The 15,369-nt window shown below is 75.3% G+C and carries 18 protein-coding genes; 12 read left to right on the forward strand and 6 right to left on the reverse strand.

Features of this window, described 5'->3' with window-relative positions; genetic code table 11:
- The 5 genes from AA75_RS44895 to AA75_RS30615 all read left to right on the forward strand — a co-directional run.
- Positions 1-1,960, forward strand: a 1,960-nt coding sequence (locus tag AA75_RS44895; RefSeq protein ID WP_149038472.1) for a 4'-phosphopantetheinyl transferase superfamily protein, incomplete at its 5' end; no start/stop codon positions are given.
- Entirely contained in the window at positions 1,957-2,316 is a 360-nt protein-coding gene (locus AA75_RS49970) for an acyl carrier protein (RefSeq protein ID WP_158515585.1), read from the forward strand. The genes AA75_RS44895 and AA75_RS49970, both read left to right, overlap by 4 nt.
- A 2-nt stretch (positions 2,317-2,318) precedes the next feature.
- Positions 2,319-3,155, forward strand: a complete 837-nt coding sequence (locus AA75_RS30605) for an alpha/beta fold hydrolase (RefSeq protein ID WP_033823556.1) — start codon at positions 2,319-2,321, stop codon at positions 3,153-3,155.
- The gene (locus AA75_RS30610; protein WP_033823557.1) at positions 3,152-4,339 is read left to right on the forward strand and encodes a glycosyltransferase; all 1,188 of its coding nucleotides are present in this window, start codon (positions 3,152-3,154) and stop codon (positions 4,337-4,339) included. Before AA75_RS30605 ends, AA75_RS30610 begins: the two co-directional genes overlap by 4 nt.
- On the forward strand, positions 4,336-5,439 hold the full coding sequence (locus tag AA75_RS30615) for a class I SAM-dependent methyltransferase (protein WP_051813783.1): 1,104 nt from the start codon (positions 4,336-4,338) through the stop codon (positions 5,437-5,439). The genes AA75_RS30610 and AA75_RS30615 overlap by 4 nt, the downstream gene beginning before the upstream one ends.
- Before the next feature lie 48 nt (positions 5,440-5,487).
- On the opposite strand, the gene AA75_RS30620 is transcribed toward AA75_RS30615, so the two are convergent.
- Together AA75_RS30620 and AA75_RS30625 are read right to left on the reverse strand one after the other, a co-directional pair.
- A complete protein-coding gene (locus AA75_RS30620) occupies positions 5,488-6,315 on the reverse strand; it encodes a tyrosinase family protein (RefSeq protein ID WP_033823558.1) in 828 nt (275 codons plus the stop codon).
- A 39-nt stretch (positions 6,316-6,354) separates the two neighbouring features.
- Complete coding sequence (locus tag AA75_RS30625) at positions 6,355-6,765, reverse strand: tyrosinase cofactor (RefSeq protein ID WP_033823559.1); 411 nt, start codon at positions 6,763-6,765, stop codon at positions 6,355-6,357.
- Positions 6,766-7,180: 415 nt separating this feature from the next.
- Here AA75_RS30625 and AA75_RS30630 point away from each other — a divergent pair, with 415 nt between their 5' ends.
- From AA75_RS30630 to AA75_RS48175, 3 genes are all read left to right on the forward strand, one after another.
- Positions 7,181-8,845 carry a phospholipase gene (locus AA75_RS30630; protein WP_149038468.1) on the forward strand — a complete coding sequence of 555 codons (1,665 nt, stop codon included), beginning with the start codon at positions 7,181-7,183 and terminating at the stop codon, positions 8,843-8,845.
- 96 nt (positions 8,846-8,941) lie between these two features.
- Complete coding sequence (locus tag AA75_RS30635) at positions 8,942-9,355, forward strand: cupin domain-containing protein (protein WP_051813785.1); 414 nt, start codon at positions 8,942-8,944, stop codon at positions 9,353-9,355.
- 118 nt (positions 9,356-9,473) lie between these two features.
- Positions 9,474-9,662, forward strand: a complete 189-nt coding sequence (locus tag AA75_RS48175) for a hypothetical protein (RefSeq protein WP_149038469.1) — start codon at positions 9,474-9,476, stop codon at positions 9,660-9,662.
- A gap of 62 nt (positions 9,663-9,724) precedes the next feature.
- Here AA75_RS48175 and AA75_RS30640 read toward each other — a convergent pair whose 3' ends face one another.
- Entirely contained in the window at positions 9,725-10,354 is a 630-nt protein-coding gene (locus tag AA75_RS30640; RefSeq protein WP_033823560.1) for a MarC family protein, read from the reverse strand.
- Positions 10,355-10,431: 77 nt separating this feature from the next.
- Between AA75_RS30640 and AA75_RS30645 the strand changes: the two genes are divergently transcribed.
- Positions 10,432-11,073, forward strand: coding sequence for a LysE family translocator (locus AA75_RS30645; protein WP_033823561.1), 642 nt, complete (start codon positions 10,432-10,434; stop codon positions 11,071-11,073).
- Positions 11,074-11,119: 46 nt separating this feature from the next.
- A complete protein-coding gene (locus AA75_RS30650; RefSeq protein WP_033823562.1) occupies positions 11,120-11,563 on the forward strand; it encodes a YchJ family protein in 444 nt (147 codons plus the stop codon).
- 18 nt (positions 11,564-11,581) lie between these two features.
- On the opposite strand, the gene AA75_RS30655 is transcribed toward AA75_RS30650, so the two are convergent.
- Positions 11,582-11,974, reverse strand: coding sequence for a tetratricopeptide repeat protein (locus AA75_RS30655; RefSeq protein ID WP_082526946.1), 393 nt, complete (start codon positions 11,972-11,974; stop codon positions 11,582-11,584).
- Between the two features lie 122 nt (positions 11,975-12,096).
- On the opposite strand from AA75_RS30655, the gene AA75_RS49975 reads away from it, so the two are divergent.
- Positions 12,097-12,267 carry a hypothetical protein gene (locus AA75_RS49975; protein WP_158515586.1) on the forward strand — a complete coding sequence of 57 codons (171 nt, stop codon included), beginning with the start codon at positions 12,097-12,099 and terminating at the stop codon, positions 12,265-12,267.
- A gap of 259 nt (positions 12,268-12,526) precedes the next feature.
- Here AA75_RS49975 and AA75_RS30660 read toward each other — a convergent pair whose 3' ends face one another.
- The gene (locus tag AA75_RS30660; protein WP_051813787.1) at positions 12,527-13,312 is read right to left on the reverse strand and encodes an SDR family NAD(P)-dependent oxidoreductase; all 786 of its coding nucleotides are present in this window, start codon (positions 13,310-13,312) and stop codon (positions 12,527-12,529) included.
- Positions 13,313-13,333: 21 nt separating this feature from the next.
- On the opposite strand from AA75_RS30660, the gene AA75_RS30665 reads away from it, so the two are divergent.
- Positions 13,334-14,320, forward strand: a complete 987-nt coding sequence (locus tag AA75_RS30665; RefSeq protein ID WP_051813789.1) for a helix-turn-helix domain-containing protein — start codon at positions 13,334-13,336, stop codon at positions 14,318-14,320.
- Here AA75_RS30665 and AA75_RS30670 read toward each other — a convergent pair.
- On the reverse strand, positions 14,304-15,369 hold a 1,066-nt coding region (locus tag AA75_RS30670), incomplete at its 5' end, for an ABC transporter substrate-binding protein (protein WP_206743456.1). The genes AA75_RS30665 and AA75_RS30670 overlap by 17 nt on opposite strands.

The raw sequence follows: 15,369 nt of genomic DNA on the forward strand, positions 1-15,369 counted from the left end.
GCGGTTGGACCTCGGCGGCCCGCTGGTGTCGCTGGATCCCGCCGTGCTGGGCCCGCTGCGGGCCGAGCTGGCGCCGCGGGCCGCCGCGCCGGTGCCGGGCGCGCGGACCGTCCCGGTCCCCGTTCCCGCCCTCGGCGAGGTCCCCGCCGGCGGCTCCGGCCTGGCCTCGCTGGCCACCCGCCATCCGCTGGCCGCCGAACTCGACGCCCTCCTGAGGGAAACCGAACACGCCGCCGCCGAACTGATCAGGGCCGGCGCCGACATGGCCGCCGGACCCGGCGCGCCGCCCCGGCCACCCGCCGTGGGCGCAGCGCCCGCCGTGGCCCCTCCGCCCACCGTGAGCGCTGCGCCTGCCGTGAGCGGACCGCCGGCCGTCGTGCACAGCAGCCGCCTGCGGGTGTCGACCGCCGCCATGCCGTACCTGCTCGACCACTGCTTCTTCCGGCAGCGTCCGGGCTGGCCCGATCTGACCGACCGGTGGCCGGTCGTGCCGGCCACCACGATCGTGCAGCACCTGATGGACGCCGCGGAGCGGGCGCAGCCCGGCCGGATCGCCACCGGCGCGTCCGGGCTGCGGTTCGGCCAGTGGGTGCCGGCCGCCGAGCCCCTGGAGGTGGAACTCACGCTGAGCGACGCCGGCCCCGGCCGGCTCGCCGCCGACTTCGGCGGATTCGCCCGGGGAACGGTCGAACTGGCGGACCGTCATCCGTCGCCGCCGGCCGCGTGGCGCCCCGATCCGGCCGCCGAGCGGGCCCCGGAGCTGACGGCGGCCGGCCTCTACGGGGAGCGGTGGATGTTCCACGGTCCGGCGTTCCAGGGCCTGAGCGAGCTGACCGCGCTGGGCACGTCCCACGTCCGCGGGGTGATCACCGCGCCGGCCGCGCCCGGTGCGCTGCTGGACAACGTCGGCCAGCTGCTCGGCTACTGGATCATGGCCACCCGGACCGAGCGGACCGTCGTCTTCCCGGTCGGTCTGCGCCGCCTCACCCTGTACGGCCCGGCCCCGCGGCCGGGCACCCGCCTGGACGCCCACATCCGCATCACCGCGCTGACCGACTCCACGCTGGAGGCCGACGTGCAGGTGGTCTCCGGCGGCGCCGTCTGGGCGGAGGTGCAGGGCTGGCAGGACCGCCGCTTCGACAACCACCCGGACACCCGGCCGGTCGAACGGTTCGCCGACCGGCACACCCTCTCCCGGCCGCAGCCCGGCGGCTGGGTCCTGCTGCACGAACGCTGGCCGGACCTCGCCTCCCGCGATCTGATCATGCGCAACCACCTGGGCGCCGAGGAACGGGCCCGCTACGGGCAGCAGCCGCCGCGCGCGCGGCGCGCCTGGCTGCTCGGCCGGATCGCGGCGAAGGACGCGGTGCGGCGGTGGCTCTGGGAACACGGCGAGGGCCCGGTCTTCCCCGCCGAGATCGCCGTCTCCAACGAGGAGTCCGGCCGCCCCCGGGTGTCCGGTCTGCACGGCCGGGCCCTCCCGGAGCTGGACGTCTCGCTCGCGCACCGGGCCGAGGCCGCGGTGGCCCTGGTCCGGCCCCGCCGGGCGGGCGGCGGACCCGGCGTGGGCATCGACCTGGAGGAGGTGGCGGAGCGTCCGCCGGAGACGGCCGAGGTGGCGCTCGGCCCGGCGGAGCGGGAGCTGCTGACGGCCTGCCGGGCCGCCCACGGCGGCTCCCCGGCCCTGTGGTTCACCCGGTTCTGGGCCGCCAAGGAGGCCGCGGCCAAGGCCGAGGGCACCGGGCTGCAGGGCCGGCCGCGGGACTTCGCCGTGGTGTCGGCCGAGCCGTCCGCCCTGCTGGTCACCCGCCTCGGCCCCGGCGGGTCCCGCACCCACCGGGTCCGGTGCACCGACCTGGCCGCCCCGCCCGGGCTGCCGGAGCGCAGCTACGTGGTGGCCTGGACCCCGCCCACCGACGACCCCGAGACCCCGAACGACGAAGGGACGGCCACCACGTGAACGGCAGCACGGAGACCGGCGGCACACCCGCCACCGACCAGGCCCCGCCCACCGACCAGGCCCCGCCGACCGAGCATCAGATCCTCGCGGAGATCGCCGGTCTGCTGGCGGTCGTCCTCGACGAGTACGGCCTCGATGAGGGCGAGGTCACCATGGACGCCCGGTTCGCCGAGGACCTCGGCCTGGAGAGCATCGACCTGGTGACCCTCGCCGGGCACCTCCAGGAGCGCTGGGGCGAGCGGATCAACTTCGCCGAGTGGCTGGCGGGCATGGAGCTGGACGAGATCATCGGCCTGACGGTCGGCCGTCTGGTCGCCCATGTCGCGGACCGGCTGCAGACCGCCGGGCGGAGCTGACCGTGGCCTTCCTCGACCTCGGCGCACTGCGCTTCCACGTCCAGCGGCTGGGCCCCGCCGACGGCGGCCCGCCCGCCGCCACCGCCGTCCTGCTGCACGGCCTGCTGACCGACAGCCTGGCCAGCTACTACTTCACCCTGGCGCCCGCGCTGGCCGCCGCCGGGGTGGAGGTCCTGATGTACGACCAGCGCGGGCACGGCCGCAGCGGGCGCCCGCCGGGCGGGTACCGGCTGGAGCGGTTCGTCGACGACGCGGAGGAGCTGCTGGAGCGGCTGGCCCCGGACCGGCCCGTCCACCTGGTCGGCAACTCCTTCGGCGGCACGGTGGCGTTCGCGCTGGCCGCCCGGCGCCCGGAGCGGATCACCGGCATCCTCGCCATCGAGTCCGAACCGGCCTCGCCCGCATGGGCCGTCAAACTGGACGGCATCCTGCGGCAGGCCGAGACCGGCCTGGCCGACGAGCCGACGCTCGCCTGGGTGGCCGCGCGGCGCGGCGCGCACACCGCCCGGCTGGCCCGCTCGGCGGGGCGGCTGCTGGCCGGCACCACGCTGGCCCGCGACATCCCGGCCAGCCGGCTGCCCACCGAGGCGCAGTTGCGCCGGATCGGCTGCCCCGTGCTGGCGGTCTACGGCACCGAGTCCGACCTGGCCGCGCAGGCGGCCTGGCTGGAGTCGCTGCTGCCGGACTGCCGGAGCACCTTCGTCCCCGGCCAGGAGCACTCCGTGCTGATCGAGGCGCCGGACACCGTCCTCGCGCTCACCCTGGCCTGGCTGCGCGAGCACGGCGCCGAGCTGCGCGGCCCGGCCGCCCGCGGGGACCTGGAGAGGAGCCTGCGGTGACCCGGTTCCTGTTCGTCGTACCGCCGCTGGTCGGCCATGTGAACCCGCTCGTCGGGGTGGCGGCCGAGCTCCGGGCCCGCGGGCACGCGACCGCCTGGGCGGGCCTGCCGGAGCTGGTCGGACCCCTCGCGGGCCCGGGTGCCCGGGTCCTGCGCTGCGCCGTCGCCGCCGGGGACGCGGCCCCGCCGCGGCCGCCGGAGCTGCGCGGCCCGGCGGCGCTCAAGTTCCTCTGGGCGGACTTCCTGGTCCCGCTGGCCGAGGCGATGGCCCCGGGGGTGGCGCGGGCGGTGGCCCGGTTCGAACCCGACGTCCTGGTGGTGGACCAGCAGGCGCTGGCCGGCGCGCTGGTCGCCGAGCGGCTCGGCCTGCCGTGGGTCACCACCGCGTCCACCTCGGCCGAGTTCACCGGCGCCCTCGACGGGATGCCGCTGGTGGCCGCCTGGATCGAGGGGCTGCTCGCCGAGCTGCGCGGGCGCCTCGCGGGCCCGGACCGGACGGCCGACCCGCGGTTCTCCCCGTACCTGACGCTCGCCTTCACCACCCCGGAACTGGCCGGTCCACTCGCCGCTCCGGCGGGCCCGGTGCGTTTCGTCGGCCCGTCGGTGACGGCCCGGCCGGCGGCCGGCGCCTTCCCCTGGGAGTGGCTCGACCCGGACCGCGCCACCGTGCTGGTCAGCCTGGGGACCGCCAACACCGACGCCGGTACGCAGTTCCTGACGGCGTGCCGGGAGGCGCTGCGGGAGCGCGCCGGACGGCTCCAGGCGGTGATCGCCGACCCGGGCGGGGTGCTCGGACCGCCCGCGGGCGACGCCGACGTGCTGGTGCTGCCCTCGGTGCCGCAGCTGGACCTGTTGCCGCGGACGGCCGCGGTGGTCTGCCACGCCGGTCACAACACCGTCTGCGAGGCGCTGTGGCACGGTGTGCCGCTGGTGGTCGCCCCGATCCGGGACGACCAGCCGGTGGTGGCCGGCCAGGTGGTGGCGGCGGGCGCCGGGGTCCGGGTGCGGTTCGGGCGGACCGGCGCCGACCGGCTCGGCCGGGCGGTGGACGCCGTGCTGGACGATCCGGCCCACCGGGCCGCGGCCCGCCGGATCGGCGGATCCTTCCGGGCGGCGGGCGGCGCGGCCGCCGCCGCGACCTGCCTCGAACAGCTCCGCACCCCGGCCGTCAGGAGGGCACGTTGACCACCGAGACCCGCCCCACCACCGGCCCGGCGGCCCGCAGCCGGCAGGTCGCCGCGCTGCGTCCGGGCTACCTGGCCGACCTGGCCGACGGGACCGACCGGTTCTTCGAGCCGCGCCGCGCCGACTGCCCCTGGTGCGGCTCCACCGCGCTGCGGCGCCGGCTGCGCACCACCGACCTGCTCCAGCACAAGCCGGGCCGGTTCGGCCTGGACGCGTGCGGCGGCTGCGGGCACGTGTTCCAGAACCCCCGGCTGAACGGCGCCGGGCTGGAGTTCTACTACCGGGACTTCTACGACGGGCTGGGCGAGCAGCGGCTGGCCGGCCTGTTCGGCACCCGCGCCGCCGTCTACCGCGGCCGCGCCCGGGCGGCGGCCCCGTACGCGAGCGCGCCCGGCCGCTGGCTGGACGTCGGCACCGGGCACGGACACTTCTGCGAGACTGCCCGCGCGGACTTCCCCGACACCGTCTTCGACGGCCTGGATCTCAGCGAGGGCGTCGAACTGGCGGAGCACAGCGGCCGGTTGGCGCGCGGCTTCCGGGGTTCCTTCCCGGAGCTGGCCGCCGGACCGTCCTCCGAACTGGCCGGCCGGTACGACGTGGTGAGCATGTTCCACTACCTGGAGCACAGCACCGACCCGGGCCGCGAACTCGCGGCGGCCCGGGAGGCGCTGCGCCCCGGCGGGCTGCTGCTGATCGAGGTCCCCGACCCGCGGTGCCGCTACGCCCGGCTGCTGGGCAGGTGGTGGCTGCCGTGGTTGCAGCCCCAGCACCTGAACCTGGTGCCCGCCGCCAATCTGTCCGAGCGGCTCGGCGAACTGGGCTTCACGGTGCTGACGGAGCAGCACCGGGAGCCGCACGACCCGGTCGACCTGCTGGCGGCCTGCTGGCTGCTGCTGGACGCGGTGGCCCCGCGCGAGGACGCGCCGTGGCTGCCCGGTGCGCCGCCGGGGCGGCTGCGGCGGGCCCTGCGCGGTGCGTGTTTCCTGGCGGGCTCCCCGGTCCTGCTGCTGGCCGCCCTGCTCGACCGGCTCGTCGCGCCGGTGGCCGGACGCGCCGGGCTGTCCAACGCCTACCGCCTGGTCGCCCGCCGCGGGGCGTAGCGGACCGACGCCAGGCCGCGGCCGGCGGCCGGGCGTCGGTCCGGAGGCCTAGAAGGTGCTGTCGTAGGTGTAGTGGCGGGTGTGGTCGAGCATGTCGGCCGGGGTGGTGTCGTTCCACGGCTTCATGGTGTCGTTGAGGTCGATGACGTCCGGGGTGTTGCCGGCGGGCAGGTAGCTCTGGCTGGGGTGGCGGCGCTGCCACTCGGCCCACAGCTTGTCGATGAAGCAGTGGTGCAGCCAGAACACCGGGTCGTTCGGCGACATGCCGGTGCTCATCATGCCGCCGACCCAGACGTGCACCCGGTTGTGCAGGTTGACGCCGCGCCAGCCCTCGAGCTGGTTGCGGAAGCCGTCCGAGGAGCTGTTCCAGGGGGCGGCGTCGTAGGTGGCGACGGCGAGCACCGACTCCACCTCGGCGCGGGTGGGGAGTTGGGCGACGCCGGTGCCCAGCGAACGGCGCAGGTAGTCGCGGGTGTCGGGGCGCACGCCGAGCGTCCAGCGGCCGGTGCCGCCGGCGAACGGGCCGGTGGTGACCTGGCCGTCGCGGGCGCGGCCGTTGCCGCCCATCAGGTCGTTGCCCCACAGGCTCGCCGTGGGGGTGCGGTCGGCGGTCCAGTCCCAGTAGGGCAGGGTGACGGCCGGGTTGACGCTCTGCAGGTCCTGCTCGAACTGGAGCAGGAAGCGCCGGTGCCAGGGCAGGAAGGACGGCGAGCGGTGGCCGGTGCGCTCGCCCCGGTCGGTGTCGGAGATGATGAACTGGTTGTGGGTGCTGACGTAGGCGTCGTAGCGGCCGAGCCGCTTGAGCTCCAGCACCGCGTCGACGAAGGCGCGCTTCTCGGCGGCGGTCAGGGTCGACTGGTTCTTGCGTACTGCCATGGTGGTCCTCCGGTCGGGCCAGGGTGGTGGGGTCCGAGGTCAGACCAGGGCGAGCGGGGCGAGGTCGGCGCCCTGCAGGTCGTCGACGGCGGCGCGGGCGAGGGCCCGCGGGGTCGGGTGGGTCTGGTAGTGGTTGATGACGCTGATCCAGGTGCCGTCGGCGTTGCGCATCATGTGCAGTTCGCGGCCGTCGATCTGGACGGCGTAGCCGGTGTCGTGGTGGTGGGCTCCGCCGGCCGCGCCGGCGGTCGGGGCGCCGGTGATGCGACGGCCCCGGTACTGCTCGTCGAAGCGGTCGCCCGCGCCGGGGTCGGCGGCGGCGGCCGGACTGTCGGCCGGGCCGGTGGCGCCGAGGACGATGGCGCCGACGGCCGCGGTGAGCGCGACGCCGGCGCCCTGGAGCATCCGCCGGCGGGTCAGTTCGGTTGCGGCGTGGCCGTTTTCGGGCATGCCGGATTCCCCCTCTGGGTGGTGGGTGGTGGTCGGCGGGCGATCGGCCACCGGTCGGGTGGCGTTCGAGCCCTGCCTGCCCACCCATGCTTGCAAGATCGCCCGGGGCTCCGGAACGGCCGATCGGCGGGGGTCGGTCGGATGACGGGCTTTCCGGACATCCCACCGCAGATGTTGCATCTTGTATCAGTCCAGGAACCGCGGATTCTGCGGTGATCCATGCGGAGAATATGAAGATCCTCCTTCGGATGATCACCTCAGCAGCAAGATCTTTTGCCTGATCGGGATCCTGTGGCCTGGTTCACCTGCGCAAGGTTGGCGCATAGCGGTGGCCTGATCGGACGTCATATTACTTTCCGGTAATCTCGGGCCGTCCCCCGGGTAAACCGCCCGCCACCTTTTGAAGGATCCGTACGTGCTCCGTCACCGGCCCCGCCGTCCCGGCCGCCTCGCCCGCTCCGCCACGGCCGCCACCGCCGCCTCCCTGCTCCTGTCCGGCCTGTCCGCCGCACCCGCGCTCGCCGCCGCACCCGCCGCCCCCGCGGCCGCCCCCGGAGCCGCCGCAACCCCGCACCTGGACGCCGTCGAGCAGACCCTGCGCCAGGTCTCCCCCGGGCTCGAGGACTCGGTCTGGCAGCGCACCGCGGGCAACGGCTTCACCACCCCGGCCGGCGACCCGGCCGGCTGGCTGCTGCAGACCCCCGGGTGCTGGGGGGACGCCGCCTGTACGGACCGGGCCGGCACCCGCAAGCTGCTCGACCGGATGACCTCGGACATCTCCGCGGCCACCCGCACCGTCGACATCTCCACCCTCGCCCCGTTCCCCAACGGCGGCTTCGAGGACGCCCTGGTCGCCGGGCTGAAGGCCTCCGTCGCGGCGGGCAACCACCTCCAGGTCCGGATCCTGGTCGGCGCGGCGCCGCTCTACAACGTCAACGTGCTGCCCTCGGGGTACCGCGACGAGCTGGTCTCCAGGCTCGGCGACGCGGCCGGCTCGGTCACCCTCACCCTGGCCTCGATGACCACCTCCCGGACGGCGTTCTCCTGGAACCACTCCAAGCTGGTGGTGGTGGACGGACGGACCGTCATCACCGGCGGCATCAACGGGTGGAAGGACGACTACCTCGACACCGCCCACCCCGTCACCGACGTCGACCTCGCCCTGACCGGCCCGGCCGCCGGCTCGGCCGGCCGCTACCTGGACACCCTCTGGGGCTGGGCCTGCCAGCACACCGGCGTGTTCTCCAACGCCTGGTTCGCCTCCACCGGCGGCGCCGCCTGCCGGCCCTCCCTGGAGCGGGACCTCAACCCGGCGCCCGCCCCCGCCGCCGGCGGCGTACCGGTGATAGCCGTCGGCGGCCTGGGCGTCGGCATCAAGGACAAGGACCCGTCCTCCGCGTACCGCCCCACCTCGGCCACCGCGGCCGACACCAGGTGCGGCCCGGTCAACCTGCACGACAACACCAACGCCGACCGCGACTACGAGACCGTCAACCCGGAGGAGAACGCGCTGCGCGCGCTGATCGCCGGTGCCAACAGCCACCTCGAGATCTCCCAGCAGGACGTCAACGGCACCTGCCCGCCGCTGCCGCGCTACGACGTCCGCCTGTACGACCTGCTGGCGGGCCGGCTGGCCGCCGGGGTGAAGGTCCGGATCGTGGTCAGCGACCCGGCCAACCGGGGCGCCGTCGGCAGCGGCGGCTACTCGCAGATCAAGTCGCTGGCCGAGGTCGGCGACACCCTGCAGGCCCGGCTCACCGTGCTCAACGGCGGCGACGCGCCCAAGGCCAAGGCCGTGATGTGCCAGAACCTCCAGCTGGCATCGTTCCGCGCCGCCCCGAGCGCCACCTGGGCGGACGGCCACCCGTACGCGCTGCACCACAAGCTGGTCTCGGTGGACGGCTCGGCGTTCTACATCGGCTCGAAGAACCTCTACCCGGCCTGGCTGCAGGACTTCGGGTACATCGTCGAGGACACCACCGCCGCCGCACAGCTGGACCGCGACCTGCTCGCCCCGGAGTGGCAGTACTCGCAGGCCACGGCGACGGTCGACTGGAGCAAGGGCCTCTGCCCGTCCTGACCCGCACCACCCCCGACCGGCCCCGCTCGGCCCCGACCGGCCCCGCCCACGAGCCGGGCCGGCCGGGCGGGGCCGTTCCTTCGAGGAGTGATCCGCTTGCCGCACGAGCCCTACCGCACCGTCGCCGCCGCCGAGGTCCCGCCGGTCCCCGCCCCGGACGGCGCCACCGTCCTGCCGCTGCTGGCCCTCGACGGGCTGGGCAGCTTCGCCCGGTTCGACCTGCCGCCGGGGGCGGTCACCCGGGCCGTCTCGCACGCCACCGTCCAGGAGCTCTGGTACGTCACGGAGGGCTCCGGCCGGCTGTGGCGGAGCCAGGACGGCACACAGAGCACCGTCGACCTGCGGCCGGGTACGGCGGTCTCGATCCCGCTGGGGACCGCGTTCCAGTTCCGCGCGGAGCCCACCGCCGCGGGCCCGCTGCGGATCGTCGCCGTCACCATGCCGCCGTGGCCGCAGGACACCCCCGAGGCCCGCCCGGAGCAGGGGCCGTGGACGCCCACCTTCGACTGAACCGCCGCCCGGCCGGGACCGGGCGGTAGCCCGTCCGCCGTACCGCGGATACACCCGGACGGCGGAGTATCCGGCCTGGGACCAGCACAGTTCGAGCCCGCGGCGGCAGCATGGGTTCATGACACCTGACACCGGCCCCAGCGAGATCAAGACGTATACACACGGTCAGCACCTCCGGGTGAGCGACCGGACCGGCTCCCCCGACGGCCCCGTGGACGAGGTCCTCGGCGCCGCGGCGGGCGACGCGGACACCGGCCTGCTCGACGACGGGGCGTACGACGACGTGATCACCCGCTCGGTGAACTGAACCGCCGGCCCGGTGGCCCGCCGCCCTCCGACGGGCCACCCCGAACCGGCCGGACCACGGGGTCAGTGCGATCCGGTGGTCGGAACCCCGAGCCCCGCCAGGCCGGACAGGAACAGTTCCACCCCCACCGCGGCCAGCAGCAGGCCGAGCAGCCGCGAGAGCACCTCCAGCGAAGTCTGGTGGGTGCGGCGGAGCACCGGCGCGAGCGCGACGACGGACAGCAGGTCGATCGCGACCACCGCCGTGTACGCGACCGCGATGGTGGTGTTCCAGCCGAGGCTGTCCTCACCCCGGGTCTCGACCAGGACTGCCGTCATCGCCAGCGGGCTCGCCACGAACGGCAGCAGCAACTCCCGTACCCCCTCGGCCAGCGGATTGACCAGCGTGCCCTCGTCCACGTCGCTGCCCAGGTGGATGCCGAGCACCAGCGCGATCGCGTAGACGGTGAAGATCAGGCCGCCCGCCAGCTTGAGCGACTCGTCGCCGATGTGGAAGAAGTCGGTGAGGAAGTCCGACAGGTACGCCATCGCGATGCCGAGCACCGCGGCGATCGCCGAGCTGACGCTCGCCACCCGGATCAGTTCCCGGCTGGTGCGGTTACGGGCCACGTGGGCGAAGGCGAGCAGCACCTTCGGCGGGCCGACCACCGCGAAGAAGGTGATGAACGCGGAGCTCAGGTTGAAGGGGGACACCGGCCCATCCTCGCCCGGTGGCCCGCCGCCCGCCGCGCTGCGACACGGCCTGGCCGCCGGCGCTAGGCTTGCGGCCCATGGAACTCGGCACGGCACTGTGGTCCTTCGCACTGGTCGTCGGACTCCTCACCCTCACCCCCGGTCTGGACACCGCGCTGATCCTGCGGACCTCGGCACTCGGCCGCCGCCGGCGGGCCTGGGGCGTGGTGCTCGGCATCCAGACCGGCACCCTGCTCTGGGGCACCCTCACCTCACTCGGCGTCACCGCCCTGCTGACCGCCTCCCACCTCGCCTACGAGGCGCTGCGCTGGGCCGGTGCCGGGTACCTGCTGTGGATGGGGGCGCGGATGCTGCTGGAGACCTGGCGGCGCGGCCCGCTGGGCGCGCCGGCCGCCGACGCGGAGCTGTCGGCCGGCTGCGACAGCGTGGGCGGCGGCTGGCGGCAGGGCACCCTGACCAACCTGCTCAACCCGAAGGTGGGCGTCTTCTACGTCGCCGTCCTGCCGCAGTTCATCCCGGCCGGAGCACCGCACTTCACCACCGGGGTGCTGCTCACCTGCGTCCACATCCTGCTCGGGCTGGTCTGGTCGGCGGTGCTGGTCGGGTGCGCCCGGGCGCTGAGCGGCTGGCTCAGGCGGCCGTCGGCGCGCCGGCTGCTCGACCGGGTCACCGGCACGGTGATCGCCGCGTTCGGCCTGCGGCTCGCCCTGGAGGGCTGACCCTGCCGGCGGCAGGAGGGCCGCCGCGTCCGCGACAATGGTGCGCATGAGTCGACGCCCCGCCAAGCGCCCGCAGTCCGCCCGTCCCGCCCGGGGGCCCGTGACCGATTCCTCGCCGTGCCCGTGCGGGCTTCCGGCGCCGTACGGAGAGTGCTGCGGGCGGCTGCACGCGGGCCGGGCCGAGGCGGTGACGGCGGAGCAGCTGATGCGCTCGCGGTTCAGCGCCTTCGCGGTCCGCGACGAGGCGTACCTGCTGCGCAGCTGGGACCCGCTGACCCGGCCGCCGGCCGTCGACTTCGACCCGGGGATGAGGTGGGTGCGGCTGGAGGTCCTCGGGAGCACCGACGGCGGGGCGTTCCACGGCGAGGGCACGGTGGCGTTCCGGGCGCACTTCACCGACGGCGGCCGGGCGGGCGCGATGGAGGAGAACAGCCGGTTCCGGCGGCACGAGGGCCGCTGGGTGTACCTGGACGCGCTGCCGGAGGACTGAGCCGGGCCCGGCGGCGGTTCAGTCCGCCGCCAGCCGGGCCCGCAGCCGTTCGGCCGGGCGGCCCTGCTCGGTCGCGAGTTCCAGCGCCCGGCGCCAGTGCGCGATGGCCGGCTCGCGCTGCCCGCGCTGGTCCAGCACCGTCCCCAAGAACTCGGCGAAGTCGAACTCGACGTGGGCGCTGCCCTGTTCGCGTCCGAGGGCGCGGAGCTGGTAGATCCGGTCGATCGCCTCGTCGTAGCGGCCGAGCCGGTGCAGGATCTGCGCGTAGGTCTTGGTGGAGACCACCAGGTAGGGGTCGGAGCTGCGGCCGGTGAGCAGGCTCATCGACTCCTCGACGTACGGCAGGGCGGTGGCCGGTTCGCCGGACCTGGCCCAGGCGTTGGCCAGGTTGTTCAGCGCCTGCGCCAGCAGCCGCGGGTCGCCGCCCTCGAATCGTGCGGGGTGACAATGCGTCCGCCGTCCGCGCCGAGCAGCCGGAGCGCATCCGCCCGGCCGGTTCCCCGCTCCCGGCTGCCTGCGGAGAGGACCTCGCCATGCACCCCGTGACCCCCGCCGCCGTCCCGTCGCCGGCCGGCCGTCCCGCGGCCCGGGCCGTCCGGGCGGTCTCCGCCGCGCTGCTGATCGCCCTCGCGGGCCCGGACGGCGAGACCCCGCCGGTCCCGGGCAACACCCACGTGTCGAGCTGGAACAAGGGCCTCAACTAGGTTCTGCCAGAGGGATCTTTCCTGGAGGCGCCCCCGGACGGGCGCACGACGCCGCACGCTGGTCCGACGAGATCGGACGAGATCCACCGGACGGGCCGTAGCACCGCATCGGGCGGCCTTGGACATCGCCGTCGACGTCGACGGACCGAAGGCCGTCCGACGCGGCACCGGGCGCGGTCCCGCCGGGTCCGGGTGCTGCCGGATCGCCGCCGTGACGGGGCCGCGGTGGCCGCGGTGCTGCGCCCGGCGCGGGTCGGGCTCAGCCGTTGCGCAGGATGCGGCGGCCGAGGCCCGGGGCGACCCGGAGCAGGGCGAGCAGCGGGCGGGTGGCGCCGACCGGGACGACCGGGCGGCCGCGCCGGATGCCCGCCAGGATCGCGTCGGCGGCCTGTTCGGGGGTGAGCTTGCGGGCCGGGCCCTCGCGGCCGGCGGTCATCGCGGTGTCGACCAAGGGCAGCACCACCTCCTGCACCTGGACCCCCGGGGTGGCGGCGGCGGCCTGGTGGCGCAGTGCCTCGACCAGGATCCGCAGGCCGGCCTTGGTGGCGCAGTAGACCGGTGCGCTGCGTTTGGGCGCGTAGCCGAGGCCGGAGCCGATCGCCACGAAGGCCGTCCGCTCTCCGGCGGCCAGGTGCGGCCAGCAGGCGGCGGCCAGTTCGGCCACCGAGGCGAGGTTGACCTCGATCTCCTCGCGGGCCCGGGCCAGTAGTTCGGGCCGCGGACCGCCGGTGAGCGGACTCGGGTACTGGACGCCCGCGTTGGCGATGACCAGGTCGAGCCCGCCGAGCCGGGCGGCGGCCTGCTCGACCACCCGGGCCGCCTCGCCGGGACGGGCGAGGTCCGCCCGCAGTTCGATCACGTCGGTGCGGGCGGGGTCGGCGCGGCGGCCGCAGACGGCGACCTTGGCGCCGTGTGCCGTCAGGGCGGTGGCGAGGGCCCGGCCGACTCCGCTGGTGCCGCCGGTGATCAGGGTGCGCTGTGCGTGGAGTTTCACGGCGACCATGCTGGTGGGCCGGGCGCCGGTCGGCTTGTACGATCGCGCCATCTCGCGCCCTACCATCGCGTCATGCCGAGAGACCCCGCCGACCAGGCCCGCAGCGTCCACCCCGCGATGGCCGAGGCCGTGCTGCGGGTGCTGGAGCGCCGCGGTGGGCGCGGCGCGTTCTGTGCCACGACGGCCGCTCTGCTGGAGCGTGGCGTGCCGGTGCCGGAGCAGTTGCACGCCCGGCAGGTGACGAAGCTGTACGGGTTCGGCCCGGCTGCGCTGACCGAGGCGGCGGACCTGCTGCTGGCCGACCCGCCGGCCCCGCTGGCCGCGCTTCCGGCCACCTCCGACGTACGTCGACTGGCGGGCTGGTCGGCCCTGGTGGAGCCGTGGTTCCACGTCGGGCACCGGACCCGGGTGGTGGCCGACGGCGAGGGCGGGCTGACGTTCCGGCACCAGGAGCGCCTCGGCCGCCCTCCGCAGGCAGCGGACTCGCTGTTCGTCGGCGCGCTCTACGCCGCGGGCACGGCGGCGCTGGTCGGCCGGGCGCCGCAGCTGCGGCTGGTGGCCGCCGACGGCTCACTGCTGCCGCCGTCGGCGGCCTGGGGGCGGTCGCCGGTCCGGCCGGGCGGCTGGCGGCTCTCCTGGGACGGCGGGCCGGCCCGTACGCCGCTGCCGGCGCTGGCGGCGGTCCGCGGATGGATCGCCCGGGACCCGGCCGGGCCGTGGCGGCTGGCCCGGGCGGCCGAGCGGCTGGGGTGCTCGCCGCGTACCCTGCAGCGCGAACTGGCCGCCGAGGGTACGGCGTTCCAGGTCGAGCTGGTCTCGGTGCGGCTGGCGGTGGCGGCGCAGCTGATCGCCCGTACCGCCCTTCCGCTGGCCGAGGTCGCGGCGGCGGCCGGGTTCGCCGACCATGCCCATCTGACGCGCCGGTTCTGCCGGGAGTACGGCTGCTCGCCGTCCGGTTTCCGGGCGGGCGGCGGGGAGGCGGCGCCCCGGGTGGCCGGTGGTACTGCCGCGCGGTGTGCCGGGGCGCCGTCCGGGTGGGCCGCTACAGGCCGCCGTTGACGACGGCGCTGGTGACGGCGCCCGACTGGACGTTCCACTTGGCGAGCAGCTTGTCGTACTCGCCGTTGCGGATCAGCTGGTCCAGAGCCTTGGAGAGGGCGTACTGCAGCCCGGTGCTCTCCTTGTTGAGCGTGATGCCGTACGGGCCTGGCTGGAGGTAGCCGCCGGCCAGCTGGAACTTGCCGCCGCGGTCGGGGGACTTGGTGTTGTACTCGGCGACCGGGTAGTCGTTGAGGTCGGCGGCGGCGGTTCCGGCGGCGACCTCGGCGAGCGCCTTGTCGTCGGTGTCGAGGGCGTGGATCTGCAGCGGCTTGGCGAGTTTGGCGCAGGCTGCGGTCTGGCGCTGGGCGAGTTCGTCCTGGATGGTGCCGCGCTGGACGGCGACGGTGCGTCCGCACAGGCTGTCGAGGTTGACGATGTTCAGCGGGTTGCCGGCCTTCACCAGGATCGAGGTGCCGGTCATGAAGTAGTCGATGAAGTCGACGCCGGGGTTGGTCTGGCGGCCGTACTCGTCGGTGCCGTTCTGCCGCTGGCGGGTGTCGATGACGGCCGACATCGCCAGGTCGGCCTCCCTGGCCTGGACCGCGGGGATCACCTTGTCGAACGGCATGTCGACGAACTGGACCCGCAGGCCGAGGTACTTGCCGAGGGCGGTGGCGAGTTCGGGGTCGAGTCCGGCGGGGCTTGCGTCGGTGCCCTTGAAGTCGACGGGTGCGTAGTTGAGGTCGGAGGCGATCCGCAGGACCCCGGCCTTCCTGAGCTGTTCGGGCAGCCGGGCGCGCAGGCCGTTCGGGCTGGTGTCGGGGCCGGTGTCGGCGGAGGCGCAGCCGGTCAGCAGCAGGCCGCCGGCGCCGACGGCGGCGAGCAGTCGTGACGGGGTACGGGAGACGTCGAGCATGGTGGTGCCGCTTCCTGAGGGAGGGAAGGAGGTGGGGGTGGTCTCGCCGCCGGGGCTGCTGGGATGGGCAGCGCGGGCCTCGTCCGCTGCCCGGGGGGCCGCTGCGGGGATGGGCAGTCGGCCGGTCGGCGGAGGTCCGTCATCGGCGGGG

It is taken from the genome of Kitasatospora sp. MBT63 (genome assembly GCF_000710465.2).
Classification (GTDB): Bacteria; Actinomycetota; Actinomycetes; order Streptomycetales; family Streptomycetaceae; genus Kitasatospora.

Excerpts from the sequence above, each read along its gene's own strand:
- AA75_RS30620 (WP_033823558.1), bottom strand. The coding sequence starts at position 6,315 with ATGGCAGTACGCAAGAACCAGTCGACCCTGACCGCCGCCGAGAAGCGC.
- AA75_RS30625 (WP_033823559.1), bottom strand. The coding sequence starts at position 6,765 with ATGCCCGAAAACGGCCACGCCGCAACCGAACTGACCCGCCGGCGGATG.
- AA75_RS48175 (WP_149038469.1), top strand. The coding sequence starts at position 9,474 with ATGACACCTGACACCGGCCCCAGCGAGATCAAGACGTATACACACGGT.
- AA75_RS30645 (WP_033823561.1), top strand. The coding sequence starts at position 10,432 with ATGGAACTCGGCACGGCACTGTGGTCCTTCGCACTGGTCGTCGGACTC.
- AA75_RS30650 (WP_033823562.1), top strand. The coding sequence starts at position 11,120 with ATGAGTCGACGCCCCGCCAAGCGCCCGCAGTCCGCCCGTCCCGCCCGG.
- AA75_RS49975 (WP_158515586.1), top strand. The coding sequence starts at position 12,097 with ATGCACCCCGTGACCCCCGCCGCCGTCCCGTCGCCGGCCGGCCGTCCC.
- AA75_RS30660 (WP_051813787.1), bottom strand. The coding sequence starts at position 13,312 with ATGGCGCGATCGTACAAGCCGACCGGCGCCCGGCCCACCAGCATGGTC.
- AA75_RS30665 (WP_051813789.1), top strand. The coding sequence starts at position 13,334 with ATGCCGAGAGACCCCGCCGACCAGGCCCGCAGCGTCCACCCCGCGATG.